This is a genomic window from Burkholderia sp. CpTa8-5 (genome assembly GCF_017815045.1).
GTDB classification, from domain to species: Bacteria; Pseudomonadota; Gammaproteobacteria; order Burkholderiales; family Burkholderiaceae; genus Burkholderia; species Burkholderia sola.
In genome coordinates this window covers 142,616-155,758 of record NZ_JAGIQD010000008.1, presented here as the reverse complement: position 1 = coordinate 155,758, position 13,143 = coordinate 142,616, and the positions used below count along the sequence as shown (strand labels likewise).

The following is a 13,143-nucleotide window of genomic DNA, read 5'->3' as shown; positions in this document are numbered from 1 at the left end:
AGTGTCTCGTCGTTGCCCAGGCGACCGAGACACAATTCGACTTGCGATTCGGTTTCTGATCTGCGGTGGTCCTATGAACTCCATAATGAATAACGCGGATGCCGTAGCAACCGATGCATCCATTGTCCACCGAGAGCTGGACGGCACGAGCCGTCGCGGGGGCGGGCTGCGGAATATCGATCCGGTGCGCCCGGTGCTCGATGTCGCATTCGACTGGGCGGTGATCGTCGTCGCTGCCGCGTGCGGGTATCGTTACGGCACGATCGCGGCGATAGCTGCACTGTTCGTCATCGGTAATCGGCAGCGCGCGCTCGGCAACTTGCTGCATGAAGCTGGACATCGGAATCTGTACCGCGACCGTAGGCTTGGCGACACCTTCGCAAAGCTGTTCATTGCACCCGCGCTTCTGATGGACCTCGAGCGCTATCGTGCAACCCATGCGCGTCATCACGCGATGCTCGGTTCGCAGGAAAACGATCCGGACTACATTGCGCCCCGATCCGCGCGAACTGGCTGGTGGGCAACCTATCGCGGCTTGCTGTTCTCGCGGGATGCCTGGATCGGTGCCGTGGCGGGGCATTGTGTCGATCCGCAGGTTGGCGTGATGCGGCGTATGCGACTCGTCGCGTGGTGGATCGCATTGAGCGCGCTGTTGACGGCTGTCGCGGGCCACGAATTTGCCATCTTCGTTCTGGTGCTGTGGCATCTGGCAAAAGCGACGACCTTCCATGCGATCACGACGCTGCGCGAAATGTGCGATCACTATGGGCTGGCGCGTGGCGGAATCTATTCGTTTACGCGCGACACGACCGTTGCGCGGTATCGGCGGTGGATCATTCATCCGCACAACAACGGCTTTCACCTGACGCATCATTTGCTGCCGTCGGTTCCATACTATCGGCTACCCGCCGCGCAGAATGTGCTGTCGAGCTTGCCTAGCTATCGCGCGCGCGGCATGACATGTACCGCGTACTTTTTTGGGCGCGACGCCGTCGTGCTCAAATGTCACCGGTCGGTCGAGGCGGCGTAATGGGCGACGAGCGCATCGGGATGCTGGAGGTGGCCGCGCTCCTCGTGTCGGCGAGCTATGGCATCGGCTTCCTGTTCGGCTCGGGCGAGCTCGCGATGTCGCGCGGCATGGCGGGGGCGTTGTATCCATGGTTAACGGGTATCGGCATGCTTCTGCTCGCCATGGTCGCGGGTCGTGTCTGGCAACTCGGTGTGCCGATCTGGGAACTGTTCGGGCGCCGGTACGGCCCGGCCGTGAAGCGTTGCGTCGCGGGTCTGTCGGTGATCTGGATGACGGGCGTACTCGCGGCACAGATTCGGGGTGCCAGTACGTCACTGACGCTTGCCGGTATTCCCCGACACCTGGCGATGCCGATCGTCATGGTGGCGATCGGCATCGCCGCGCATCTGCGTCTCGGGCTTGCCTCGAAAGTATTTTCGATATGCCTGTTCGCGAGCAGCATCGTGCTCGTTTGTGCCGTCGTCAGTCTTGGCGGCACGGAAGTCTATCTGCATGCAGTTCCCCGCTTCGTCAGCGATGTTCAAATCGTCAGCGGACCCGAGTTCGTGACGATGGCCATCGCGATCGTCTTTCTCGTCGTCACGGGCGCCGACTACCAGCAGTTCGTGATCTCCGCGAAACGGCGCAGTGACGCCGTGGCCGGCTGCGCGCTTGCCGCGTTCGTCTTGATCGTCGTCGGTGCGTTACCGGCGGCGGCCGTGATCGCTGCACGCGATGCGGGCGTGTTGACGCATCAGACTGCCGCACGGGAGGCGATTCCTTTCGTGCTGTCGCACGTATCGGGCAAAGCCGGCCATGGAGCCGGCGCGGCGATGTTGGTCGCGCTGCTGGCGGCGGCGCTCGGTTCCGGTGCCGCTGTCGTGCGGGCCATGACGGGCGCGGCGTTGGCATTCACTCGCGCTCCCGAGCGACAGGCGGGTGTGACGGCGACCCTTGCCATCGTCGCGCTGGGTGCGCTCGTCGCGGACCGTGGGCAAGGCATCGTTAGCACCATGATTGACCTCAATATCGTTTACATCGCGAGCATCGTGCCTCTGTTCGGCCTGTTGCTCCTGCGAATCGACGTGCCGGCCGCCGTTGCGCAGCGTGCGACGCTCGCCGGTTCCCTGACCTCGGGCGCGCTTTACCTGACCAAATGGTCGGACCTCGTTGAGGGGCAAGTCGAGCTCGCATTTCTCGCGATAGGCGTACTCGCGTCGGTTGCCGTACTCATCGCGCACTGGTGCAGGGTTCCGCGCACGACCTAGGTGGTTTCGTTGTCGCCCGGTCTGCTATGCCGATTCGCGCGGCACAGCGCTTGCGATGGGCGGCGAAGCGGGCGGCTGCGGTGTGCTCGCGAGCGCGGTGCGCGCGAAGGCGACGACACGCTCCGTGAGCTGCCGGGCGAGCGTCGGCTCCTGATCCCAGTGATGCCAGTAGAGTGGGACGGACAGGCCGCGGTGGGGGGCGAGGTCTACTAGTTGTTCGTGGATGGGGTGCGACTGAATCTGGACGAGCGGGACGAGACCGTAGCCGCTTCCTTGCGCGATCGCACCCAGCAATGCGACGGGCGACGGAAAGTAATGGCGGACATACTGCTTCAGCTGCACGCCGAACAGCATGCCGAGGAAGTCGTCGTGCAGCGAGTCCTTGCGGTTGAACAGCACCGCCGGCGCAGTCGGGACCTCGTGTGGTGTCAAACCGTTCGGGAAATGCCGGCTGGCGAACGCTCGCGTGGCGACACAGCGATATTCCATCATGCCGAGCGGAGCTGCCTGGAAGCCCTGCGCCGGGGTCGGCTCCGTACACACACAGCCCGTGACTTCCCCGCGCAGCAGCATGGGCCGCGTGTGATCCTGGTCGTCCACGACGATTTCGAGCGCGATCGGCAGTTCGGCGAGAAGCGTGTTGGCACAGTCGGCGAACCAGGTGGCCAGCGAGTCGGCATTGATACCGACTGTTACGGGCGTGCGCTCCTGCACCGAAAGCCCCCCGCTCAGCCGCGCGTGAACGTCGTGCTCGAGCAGGCGCAGCGCCTTCACGTGACGCAGCATGACTTCTCCGGCAGGCGTCGGCAGGACCGGACGGTTGCGGATCAGCAGGACCGTGGACAGGGTCTCCTCGAGTGCCTTGATGCGCTGCGATACGGCGCCGCGGGTGAGATGAAGCGCACTGGCCGCCTGCTCGAAGCTCCGATGCTCTACAACGGCCGCAAAAGCCTCCAGTTGATTTCGATCGAACATCGCATGCCCCCGTTAGCGCCATTCACGTCTGGGAAAAATAATTGAATAATCGTGGAATGGATATATGAATTGATAATATCACTGGTCAGTCCCGTGCCGGCGTGACGCGTTCGGAGTAGGCGGGTATGCAACCGGGCTTATGTCAGGCTGATTAATCCCTGGTAATTGCGAATGCGGACAGTCGGTAAGGAGAGTGGCACCATGAAGCACGCACGCCTCGATTTCAGAAATCCGGAAAGCCGACGATCGATGCTCGGGGACGGTTCGGTGCTGACGAGCGACGGTCTCGGTTGGGACTCGATTTACTTCGAGCATCGGTGCGCGGACGCGTTCGAGACCACCGAACACGTCATCGACGATCACTATCTGATGGTGAAGCTCAATCCATTGTCGAAAGCCGAGCGATGGATCGGCGGGAAATTGCATCAGGAAACCCAGCGACGAGGCTCGACCGTCTACGTTCCGAACGGCTCCCCACATCGCGTGCGCTACACGAGCTCGTTGGGCAGTCTCAATCTGATGGCGTTGCGGCCGGCGTTCGTCGCGGACGTTGCCTATGAACTCGGGGTGACGGGTTTCGAGGCCTTCCCGCAGTTCGCCGAGACGGAGCAGCGCCTGATCCTCGAAGCATCGGAGATGCTCCAAGCCGAGATCATCGATGGCAATCCGCACGGCAGTCTGTTTGCCGATATCTACGCCCGCATGATCGCGGCTCACGTCGTCAGCCGTTTTCGCCGGCCCGAGACTGTGACGAGGCAAGCGTCGTCGGCGCTCGGGCAGACCAAACTGAAGCGGCTCGACGCCTATATCGACGCCAATTTGTCGAAACCGATAGGCCTGGCCGAACTGTCTGCGCAACTGGGGCTCAGCGAATACTATTTCTGCCGCAAGTTCAAGGAAGCGACAGGCATATCGCCCTATCAGTACGTGCTGAAAAAGCGCGTCGAGTTCGCGTGCACGTGCTTGAGCCGGGACGACATGTCGATTCAGGACATTGCATTTGCCAGCGGCTTTGGCGATCCGGTCCAGTTCTCGAAACAGTTCAGGCGCCTGCAGGGCATTCAGCCGAGTGTCTATCGCGCACGTCACGCCGCATCCGCACGCAGCATCGTCAGCGTCGGGTAATGCGAATCGCGATTGGAAAAATCTAACGCAGGAATCAACCAGCTGTGCAATTTTCGCCGTGGTAGCCGTATAGGCGACGAGTACGATGATTCGGTCCGGCACACGATTCAAACGTTTGTCGGTTGATGCTCCCGTTCCTCGTTCCAACGTCGATACCTATCATCCATGGATACAGCGCAAACGATCAAATCAGTGCTCGGCAAGCATGAGGTTAAGACTCCTGAAGATTTTCGCAATATGCCGGACGAGTATCGGCAACTGGCAACGCACTTGATGCTGGTTCATACGGAAGGTGAACTGACAGGGGCCGACGACTACACGCAAGTTTTCTACAACCTCGCGCCGAACGCATTCGAGAAGTTCGTCTGCTGTGAGCGCGCCTCGGAGGAGGTTCAGCACTATCAGCTCAGCGCTGCCGTACTGAGCGATATCGGTGTCGATACGAACGGCATGCTCGAACAGCATTTCCAGGCGCGTCCGTACTATGCGAACGAGCTGGTGCGCGGTGTCAGGACCTGGATGGAGCGCGGCATTTTCTCGTTTCTGGGCGAGGCCGTCGTGCTCGAACACCTGCTCGAGTTCCAGGATTGCAGCTATCAGCCGTTCAGCGAGATCTTCGTCAAGCAGATCATCAAGGACGAACACGTCCATGTCGCGCACGGCTACCGCATCGTGCGCGACGCATGTGCGACCGATGCGGGGCGCAACGAAGCGCAGGCCGCTGTCGATCGCCTGTGGCCGCACGTGCTGGCGCTGTTCGGCCGTGATGAATCGCGCCGCTCGCGGCTCTATGTGAAGTGGGGGCTGCGCAAGACGATGAACGGAGAATTGCGGAAAAGCTTCGTTCGCAAGACGGTGCCGCGGCTTCAGTCGCTCGGGCTGGTCGTGCCGGAAATGCAGGCGGTGCCTGCCGATATCACGAACTCGATCAACTGACACTGACATGAACGAATCAAGAAGCGTTCACGCAGAGCGCAAGGCCGTCATCGCCGAACGCCTGCCCGCCTTGCTCGGCTCGGATGCAGACCTTTCGCGCCGGTTTGCCGACGTGCGCGGATTCTCGGCGCTCGTGCGCGCATGCGAATATCACCTGACCAACGCCTGCAATATTCGGTGCGAGGGCTGCTGGTTTTTCGAATTCGGTCATGACAAGGTGTCGAAGGAGAGCAAGGACATCGAGTCGTGGCGAGCGTTCGCGAAGAATCAACGCAAGCGGCGTATCAATTGCGCGTTGCTGATCGGCGGCGAGCCGACGCTGTTCCCTGAACGCGTCGAGGCGTTTGTTGACGCGATGCGCTTCGTATCGATTTCAACAAATGGTCTGGAGCCGTTTCCGAATACGGATCCGTTTCGCAACGTGACGGTTTTCATTTCATTGTTCGGCGGCGGACCGCTCGACGATGCGTTGCGCGCGATCAAGCCAGGCGGACGGAGGTTCGCCGGGCTGTTCGATACGGCGCTGAAGAATTACCGCGACGATCCGCGCGCGACGTTCGTGTTCGCGGTGACCGAGGACGGCCTCGCGCACATCGAGCCGACGGTGGAACGCATCCGTGCCAACGGCAATTTCGTGAGCTTCAATTTCTACAGCAAATACAACACCGGTCACCCGCTACGCATGGAGAACGAGCGACGCTTGCTTGCCGAGATGCTTCGCGTGAAAAGCATGTACCCGGACACGGTTCTCAACCATCCGGCGCATATCGAGGCGATGGTCACCGGGCGCGCATGGTGCGGTGAGTTCGGCTATGAGACCTGTCCGAGCATCAGCCAGGATCATCCTGACAATGTCGAGCGCATGCAGAACGGCAATCCGACGCTGCCGTTCTTCAATACCTGGAAAGCGGACCTGCAGACGCTCGAGCGATGCTGCACGTCCGGCCACTGCGGGGACTGCCGGGACAGCCAGGCCGTTTATAGCTGGCTTATGGTGAGCCTTGCCCGATCGCTCGACAGTGTCGATACGTTGCGTACGTGGGTGGAGGTGGCCGAGAGCTATTGGCGTCAGTTCATCTGGTCGCCCTATCGGCAGACCTCGACTTCCGCCGCGACGCAGGCCGCTGTCGCGCCTGTTGCCGAAGGGGTGCCCGCGTGAACGCTGTTGCCGAATCGCGTAGCGTGCTGGCTATTCCGTTGACGCTCGATGAGCGTCGCATATGGCGCGATCGATTGTCGAAGATGGCGATCCTTGAGCATCTGGGCGCGGAGCTTGATCTCGACGACGAACACGCAGTGCGTCTCGCGCTCGTGCGCCGCACGCGCGCCCACGATGGCGGGCTCGGCACCGCGGCGCTGAACGGCGCGATGATCGCAGGAATGATCGATTGTGCGATGTCGGTCGCGGGCATCCTGCATTTCCGCGGAAGGACATGCGGAACGATGCACTTGTCGATCCAGTTCATGAAAGCCGTGCGCGATCCACGCCCGGTGATCGAGTGCCGCGCGGTCCGTCGCACGCCGTCGCTCGTCTTTGTCGAGGCCTGTCTTGTCGGCCGCCATGGTCGTTACGATGTGCTGGCGACTGGAATCGTCGGCGCCGCGCAGAACGCGCTTAGCGACGGCGGTGAATCGACGAACTGGCTCGCGCCGGTCGGCATGGTGCCGGACTGCGCGATGGGCGCCGCGGAGCAAGCATGATGCTGCATACGATGATGAATGTTCCGCTGACGATCGGCGGTATCCTCGAGCATGCGCGCCGCGTGCACACGAATGTGGAGATCGTGTCGCGCATGCCTGACCGCGGATGGCACCGATATACCGTGGGCGTGTTTGCCGAGCGCGTCGGGCGGCTCGCGTCGATGCTGTGCGGTCGCGGATTGCGGGTCGGCGATCGCGTCGCGACCCTGATGTGGAATCACTATGCGCATCTTGAATCCTATTTCGCGATTCCGGCCGCGGGCGGCGTCACACACACGCTCAACCCGCGCATGCCGGTCGACAACCTTGTGTTTGTCGCGAATCATGGCGGCGCGCGCCTTTTGATCGTCGACGAGATCCTGCTACCGGTTTACGAATCCATTCGTGCGCGGACGCATTTCGAGCAAGTGATCGTCGTGCCGTTCGGCACACGCGTGCCGACGGATGAGCGGCCCGGTGCGTGGCTGGACTATGAAGCACTGATCGAGGCCGGCCGGCCGGAATTTCGCGGCGTGACCGCCGACGAGAATCGGCCGGTGAGCATTTGCTATACGTCCGGTACGTCCGGGCAGCCGAAAGGTGTCGTGTACAGCCATCGGGCGCTGGTGCTGCATGCGTTCTGCATCGCATTGCCAGACGTGTTCAACCTGTCGATGCGGCAGACGCTTGCGCCCGTCGTTCCGATGTTTCACGTCAACGGCTGGTGCCTGCCGTTTGCCGCGCTCCTGACGGGAGCCAGGCTGGTGTTGCCCGGGCCTCGGCTCGATGCCGAGAGCCTTTTCGAATTGCTGGCCGCCGAGCAGGTCACGCTGTCGGCTGGCGTGCCGTCGCTATGGCATGGATTGATCGAGCGGCTGCAAGGCGACGATCGCGCGCGGGCGCGCCTTGCGCCGGACCTGCGTCTCGTCGTGGCGGGGGCCGCGTGTCCGGCGGCGATGTTGGCGGCGCTCGATCGTTTGAATATCGCGGCGACACATGCGTGGGGGATGACCGAGATCTCCCCGGTGGGGGCGTTCGGCACACTCAAGCCGCGTCTTTCCGAAGGCGCGAGCGAGCAGGTGTTCTCGCGTCGGCTCAAGCAGGGGATGCCGCTGCCATTTGTTGATGCGCGCATCATGACGGCCGATGGCGAGGCCGCCTGGGACGGCAGCACAGTCGGCGAGTTGCAGGTTCGGGGCCCGTGGGTGGCCGCGCGCTATCACGATCTGCCGGCGAGCGAATCGTGGACCGAGGATGGCTGGCTTTGCACTGGCGATGCGGCTCATATCGACAACGAAGGCTATGTTCAGATCGTCGATCGCATGAAGGATCTCATCAAGTCCGGCGGAGAATGGATCAGCTCGATCGAACTCGAAAACGCGTTGATGGGACACCCGGCGGTGAAGGAGGCTGCGGTCGTCGCACGCGCGCATCCGAAATGGCAGGAGCGGCCGGTCGCATACGTCACCTTGCGGGACGGCGCAAGCGCGACTGAGCAGGTGCTGTTCGATCACCTCGCCGTACGCTTTACCCGTTGGTGGCTGCCGGATGCGATCGAGTTCATCGACGAGATTCCCAAGACCCCGACCGGCAAGTTCCAGAAGATGACGCTGCGCGAGCATGATGCGGTACGGCACGCAACCGTGCGGAGCGGATCATCGATGGTGACAATAAACAACGGCAGTAGCAGTTTTTGACTAGGAAGTGCATTCCTGTATCGATTAATGTTTTTCTCCGTCATCAATACAGATCAGTGTTGATGTTGGCAAAGCAATATCGAGGCGCAAGCATTGGCGACTGGTTGAAAGCCGTTGTTGGAATCAACACGAACCTGAGGGCGATATCATGGACACTGGCACACACTTTCCCGTGAATGACAAGATGTTGGTGTTTCCGGTGGACAGGGCCGCCATGCTGGATTACTCCCAGTTGGAAACGCCGACGAAGGTTGCCGTATCGCCCGGCGGCATGCAGCAATTCGACTCGGATTCCACACACTTTGTCATTGTCCAGTCTGGTGAGCTCGATGTGTCACACAAGGGCAATATCTATCAACTGCGAAGCGGCCAGTTTGGCTGTTTTCCCGGCGGTGTGTCGCTGGCAGGCAACGCCCAGGCAATCCTTGTCACGAGCCTCGGCTATGAAGGTTCAACGCTGGTAGGTGGTCCCGTTGAAGCGCTCGGCCGGCTGAGATATATCGACGGATGTACAAGCAGTGTGCTGCTCGCTCCGCCGGTGCGCGGCGAGCCCTGCCTCAATTTTCTGCATTTGCCGCGCAATACGTCGCAAACGATGCACACCCATCCGACCATACGGGTGGGCCTCATTTTGTCCGGCGACGGGCGCTGTGACACCCATCACGGGTTGATGGAGTTTCGTGCAGGTACGGCTTTTGTGATCCCGCCCGGCGTCGCGCACAGCTTCCAGAGCCAGGACGAGAGCATGCGTATCGTGATCTATCACCCGGACTCGGACTCCGGGCCCACGCACACGGATCACACCATGCTCAATAGAACATACGTCGACGGCGCGACAGCAAAGACGATGACCGATATTCATACACGACTCGAGGTTCAATCATGACTGGGAAGATTTTTGAACGCGGCACGTCGCAACGCCAGAAGTGGAGTCCGCAGCTCTATGAAAACAACGCTCGCTTCGTCGGCGATCTCGCTGGCCGGGCGATCGACTTGTTGAATCCGCTTCCGGGCGAACGCATTCTCGATATCGGCTGTGGAGACGGATATCTGACCGAAAAGATTGCCGCGACGGGCGCACGGCTGACGGGGGTCGACTACAGCCCGGAACTGGTAGCGGCCGCGAAGGCGCGCGGTCTTGACGTATACATCGGTAACGGCGAAGAACTGGACTTTATCGAGCAATTCGATGGCGCATTCAGCAATGCCGCGATGCACTGGATGCGTCGTGCCGATGCCGTCGTGCGCGGCGTGGCGAGAGCGCTGGTACCCGGAGGGCGTTTCGTCGGCGAATTTGCTGGCGCGAGGAACGCGTACTACATCCGACAGGCCGTGCATGAAGCGTTGACGGCGCGAGGCTATGATTCGGAAGAGATCGATCCTTGGTATCTACCCGAAGAACAGGAGTACCGGGAGGTGCTCGAAGCGGGCGGGCTCGTCGTCTCGCATATCGAACTGTTTGATCGGCCGGTGGTGATCAACTACCCGGTGCGCGACTGGATCAAAACATTCGGTAGTCCATATCTCACCGTATTGGCTGAAGACGAGCGCGAGCTCATGCTTGACGACGTGACCCGCCAACTGGCGCCGCGTTTGCTGGGCAACGACGGGCGTTGGACGATCGATTACACGCGTCTGCGTTTTCGCGCAGAGAAGCCCTAAAACGTCTCGGCGCCACCTGTGCACGAAGTCATCGGCGTGTACCGGTTTCATTAGGCTGATCCTAGAGTGAATAGCATGTTTGAAAGTGGTACGAGAGAGTCGATGCGCGGTTTGCCGGGTATCGCGCAACCTGTCCTGACCTGGATGACGGGCAAACCCCTCGATGCGGCCGAGCGGCCGTTTGGTGTCCCTCGGACTCTGGACGTCGTCGTGACTTTCGCATCGAGCATGGCCATTTTGGGGGCCCTCGTCGAGCTTGCCCATCGTGACACCTTGGGAGCATGGGCCATTATCGTCGTGTTTTGGCTTGTTCTGGTTGGATTGCTCCGGAAGATGCAAGTCACCCATCTACATCACGCGATCCATAATCGGCTGTTCGAGCGCCCGTCGCTGAACAAGCTCTATGCACGGGTGATACCGTCATTGATCTTCGTACAGAACGGGGTGGAGTATCGTAGGGAGCACCTCGAACATCACAATTCGGATATTTTTACGACCGAACGCGATGCCGATGCCGCCTTTCTGGCAAAGCTCGGCTTCATCCCCGGGCGGGAAAGAGGCGAGCTTTGGGTAAATCTCTGGATGACGGTAGCGAGCCCGGTGTTCCACATCATGTTTGCGCGTGCACGCCTCGAATCGGTGTTTCTGCGCAACAGGCTGGCTGAGACGCTTGTAGCATTGGCAATGCTGGCAGGCCATGCCGTGCTGATCGTATTGGCGGGATGGAAAGCCTATATCATCGCTGTGCTCGTACCCATGTTTTTCATCTATCATGTCAGCGCCCTGCTGCAGTTCCTGACTGAACACGCTTGGAACATCGCGGGAGAGTCGGTCGCTGACTGGCATGAATACGCAAGCCGGTGCTGGGGTCGATTTTGTGGAGAGCGGTTTCCGTTACTCGCATCCGGGAGCAATTACAGTCGGTTCGTTCACGTCCTTCGCGTGGCCGGATGGGTGGCAAGGATGCTAGTGTTTCATCTGCCGGTGCGGGTCGCTTGCTTGGTCGCGGATCTCCCCGCACATGATTGGCATCATCTGGCACATATGGCGGGCCAGAACTCGCGAGACTGGTCATATAGTCTGTACCTGCGACAGGCGGCGATCGACAGCGGAGATAGAGCCGGCTTTGCGCTGCGCGAACTATGGGGCATGCACGGGATGATCGAACATCAGTTTTCGTGGCTCGAAAGCATTACCTGTACGTATTCGATCCCGAATGTGCGCGGACTTGATAACGCGGAGAACGCTGCGATTAACTCAGGAGAGCTAAAATAAAGTATCTCGATAACTCCAGCAAAACGGTGCTGGTCGTCAATACGGAGTTTCCGGCGCCCACCATACTCAATGCCGTCGCTCATACCGTGCTTGGTCTGACGGGAGCGAATGGTGCTGCATTCTGGAATCTGCTGCCTTATCCAAGCCCGGCATTTGGCGTAGAAAGTCGTATTAGCGAGTTTCCCGTCATAGTGCTTCGCTCGAAGCGCTCGAGCCAGCTGGAAAAGCTGGTGGTGCAGCTGAAGCAAGCGGATGTCGCACACAATGCCTTTATTGACTCGATGCTTGGCGCGAGCGCGTCCGAGCAGCAATCGGCGACATGGACGGCCTCACCGGGGGAGAACCGCATTGTGTGTGTCGGCCTCTTTGGCCCAGAGGAAACGATTCGTCCGTTGATCAAATCGTTTTCGCTTTACAAGACATCGGATGCGCTGGTGCACGATGCGTCATCCGTCGAGATTGGACAATGACACGATGACAAGCAGGCGAAAATTGATCGTGCGCCTCACGACGCCGGTCGGGATGGGCTACATTCCAACCGGTTTTGCGTTCGGCGTACTTGCGTGTCAAGCGGGACTTGCGCCCGTGCTCGTGATTGCAATGAGCGTGTTCATCTTCGCCGGCGCGCTGCAATTCGCTGCGGTTCCGATGCTTACCGCCGCAAGCGGATTGAGCACGGTTGCCCTTAGCACGCTGCTGATCAATTTGAGGCACATACTCTACGCCATTCCACTGCTGGATCATCTCCCGAAGTCGCTTGCCGGTCGGTTCTATGTCATCGCGGCGCTCACCGATGAAAATTATTCCGTGCTGTCGACCGTACCCGAGGCGGAACGACGGTCCTTGTCGACGGCGATTAGTTTGGTCAATCATGGCTACTGGATCGGCGGCACGGTGCTGGGTGTGCTACTCGGCAATCACGTTTCACGGTGGATTCCCAACCTGGATTTTGCGCTGCCGGCGCTCTTCGCCATTCTCGCCATCGAGCAGTACCTGGCTCGACGCAGCTGGGTACCGGCAGCCATCGGTGTTGGAGCGTACTTTGTCGCGAAGGTGATGTTCCCGAACTACGCATTGATTGTTTCATTGGGAATCGGCTTGGTCCTGTTGTTGATGCGAGCGATTGCATTCCCGCTGGCGATGGACGGCAACCGGGGGCTGAAATAATGATTGGAACGAGTGAAAACTGGATGGCGGTTGGCATCATGAGCGTGCTGACCATCGCACTGCGGGCGCTGCCGCTCTTGTTGCACCGTTCAGTGCTTCGCAGCTCATGGATGACAACGCTGAATCGAGAGCTTCCGCTGTGCGTGATGATAATTCTCGTCACGCATTCCCTCGCGGGAAGCCATTCGACGGCACCGCTCGGCGCAGAAGTCATTGCGCTTGCAGCCGTAGCCCTCAGCTACCTCCGCTGGCGCAACGCCTTGCTCAGTGTCATAACGGGATTGGGTGTGCTGGCTCTGCTCACGCGGGTCATTCTTTGAGGGATGCAGAGTATTGATCAAGCCGGATC

14 protein-coding genes are annotated in these 13,143 nt (G+C 60.3%); 13 read left to right on the top strand and 1 reads right to left on the bottom strand.

Going from position 1 to position 13,143, the window contains the following annotated elements; genetic code table 11:
- Positions 1-85 precede the first annotated feature (85 nt).
- Together J8I35_RS15100 and J8I35_RS15095 are read left to right on the top strand one after the other, a co-directional pair.
- A complete protein-coding gene (locus J8I35_RS15100) occupies positions 86-1,030 on the top strand; it encodes a fatty acid desaturase family protein (RefSeq protein ID WP_209925940.1) in 945 nt (314 codons plus the stop codon).
- Complete coding sequence (locus J8I35_RS15095) at positions 1,030-2,277, top strand: hypothetical protein (protein WP_209925939.1); 1,248 nt, start codon at positions 1,030-1,032, stop codon at positions 2,275-2,277. Before J8I35_RS15100 ends, J8I35_RS15095 begins: the two co-directional genes overlap by 1 nt.
- A gap of 24 nt (positions 2,278-2,301) precedes the next feature.
- Here J8I35_RS15095 and argP read toward each other — a convergent pair whose 3' ends face one another.
- Complete coding sequence (gene argP, locus J8I35_RS15090) at positions 2,302-3,252, bottom strand: HTH-type transcriptional regulator ArgP (protein ID WP_209925938.1); 951 nt, start codon at positions 3,250-3,252, stop codon at positions 2,302-2,304.
- A 201-nt stretch (positions 3,253-3,453) separates the two neighbouring features.
- Here argP and J8I35_RS15085 point away from each other — a divergent pair, with 201 nt between their 5' ends.
- From J8I35_RS15085 to J8I35_RS15035, 11 genes are all read left to right on the top strand, one after another.
- The gene (locus J8I35_RS15085) at positions 3,454-4,377 is read left to right on the top strand and encodes an AraC family transcriptional regulator (protein WP_209925937.1); all 924 of its coding nucleotides are present in this window, start codon (positions 3,454-3,456) and stop codon (positions 4,375-4,377) included.
- A gap of 165 nt (positions 4,378-4,542) precedes the next feature.
- The gene (locus J8I35_RS15080; RefSeq protein WP_280884353.1) at positions 4,543-5,313 is read left to right on the top strand and encodes a Phenylacetic acid catabolic protein; all 771 of its coding nucleotides are present in this window, start codon (positions 4,543-4,545) and stop codon (positions 5,311-5,313) included.
- Positions 5,314-5,320: 7 nt separating this feature from the next.
- Positions 5,321-6,472: a radical SAM protein gene (locus J8I35_RS15075; protein WP_209925934.1), complete on the top strand. Its 1,152-nt coding sequence runs from the start codon at positions 5,321-5,323 to the stop codon at positions 6,470-6,472.
- Positions 6,469-7,014 carry a PaaI family thioesterase gene (locus J8I35_RS15070; protein WP_348522266.1) on the top strand — a complete coding sequence of 182 codons (546 nt, stop codon included), beginning with the start codon at positions 6,469-6,471 and terminating at the stop codon, positions 7,012-7,014. The genes J8I35_RS15075 and J8I35_RS15070 overlap by 4 nt, the downstream gene beginning before the upstream one ends.
- Complete coding sequence (locus J8I35_RS15065) at positions 7,011-8,690, top strand: long-chain fatty acid--CoA ligase (protein ID WP_245170268.1); 1,680 nt, start codon at positions 7,011-7,013, stop codon at positions 8,688-8,690. Before J8I35_RS15070 ends, J8I35_RS15065 begins: the two co-directional genes overlap by 4 nt.
- Positions 8,691-8,838: 148 nt before the next feature.
- A complete protein-coding gene (locus J8I35_RS15060) occupies positions 8,839-9,576 on the top strand; it encodes a cupin domain-containing protein (RefSeq protein ID WP_209925932.1) in 738 nt (245 codons plus the stop codon).
- Positions 9,573-10,352 carry a class I SAM-dependent methyltransferase gene (locus J8I35_RS15055; RefSeq protein ID WP_209925930.1) on the top strand — a complete coding sequence of 260 codons (780 nt, stop codon included), beginning with the start codon at positions 9,573-9,575 and terminating at the stop codon, positions 10,350-10,352. The genes J8I35_RS15060 and J8I35_RS15055 overlap by 4 nt, the downstream gene beginning before the upstream one ends.
- A gap of 102 nt (positions 10,353-10,454) precedes the next feature.
- Positions 10,455-11,627 carry a fatty acid desaturase gene (locus tag J8I35_RS15050; RefSeq protein WP_209925929.1) on the top strand — a complete coding sequence of 391 codons (1,173 nt, stop codon included), beginning with the start codon at positions 10,455-10,457 and terminating at the stop codon, positions 11,625-11,627.
- Positions 11,628-11,653: 26 nt separating this feature from the next.
- The gene (locus J8I35_RS15045) at positions 11,654-12,097 is read left to right on the top strand and encodes a DUF2000 family protein (RefSeq protein ID WP_348522265.1); all 444 of its coding nucleotides are present in this window, start codon (positions 11,654-11,656) and stop codon (positions 12,095-12,097) included.
- 28 nt (positions 12,098-12,125) lie between these two features.
- Positions 12,126-12,794, top strand: a complete 669-nt coding sequence (locus J8I35_RS15040) for an AzlC family ABC transporter permease (RefSeq protein WP_348522269.1) — start codon at positions 12,126-12,128, stop codon at positions 12,792-12,794.
- Positions 12,794-13,114 carry an AzlD domain-containing protein gene (locus J8I35_RS15035; protein WP_280884352.1) on the top strand — a complete coding sequence of 107 codons (321 nt, stop codon included), beginning with the start codon at positions 12,794-12,796 and terminating at the stop codon, positions 13,112-13,114. Before J8I35_RS15040 ends, J8I35_RS15035 begins: the two co-directional genes overlap by 1 nt.
- The last annotated feature ends 29 nt before the right edge of the window (positions 13,115-13,143 follow it).

Coding starts and splice junctions, on each gene's coding strand:
- J8I35_RS15100 (WP_209925940.1), top strand. CDS start 86: ATGAATAACGCGGATGCCGTAGCAACCGATGCATCCATTGTCCACCGA.
- J8I35_RS15095 (WP_209925939.1), top strand. CDS start 1,030: ATGGGCGACGAGCGCATCGGGATGCTGGAGGTGGCCGCGCTCCTCGTG.
- argP (WP_209925938.1), bottom strand. CDS start 3,252: ATGTTCGATCGAAATCAACTGGAGGCTTTTGCGGCCGTTGTAGAGCAT.
- J8I35_RS15085 (WP_209925937.1), top strand. CDS start 3,454: ATGAAGCACGCACGCCTCGATTTCAGAAATCCGGAAAGCCGACGATCG.
- J8I35_RS15080 (WP_280884353.1), top strand. CDS start 4,543: ATGGATACAGCGCAAACGATCAAATCAGTGCTCGGCAAGCATGAGGTT.
- J8I35_RS15075 (WP_209925934.1), top strand. CDS start 5,321: ATGAACGAATCAAGAAGCGTTCACGCAGAGCGCAAGGCCGTCATCGCC.
- J8I35_RS15065 (WP_245170268.1), top strand. CDS start 7,011: ATGATGCTGCATACGATGATGAATGTTCCGCTGACGATCGGCGGTATC.
- J8I35_RS15060 (WP_209925932.1), top strand. CDS start 8,839: ATGGACACTGGCACACACTTTCCCGTGAATGACAAGATGTTGGTGTTT.
- J8I35_RS15055 (WP_209925930.1), top strand. CDS start 9,573: ATGACTGGGAAGATTTTTGAACGCGGCACGTCGCAACGCCAGAAGTGG.
- J8I35_RS15050 (WP_209925929.1), top strand. CDS start 10,455: ATGCGCGGTTTGCCGGGTATCGCGCAACCTGTCCTGACCTGGATGACG.
- J8I35_RS15035 (WP_280884352.1), top strand. CDS start 12,794: ATGATTGGAACGAGTGAAAACTGGATGGCGGTTGGCATCATGAGCGTG.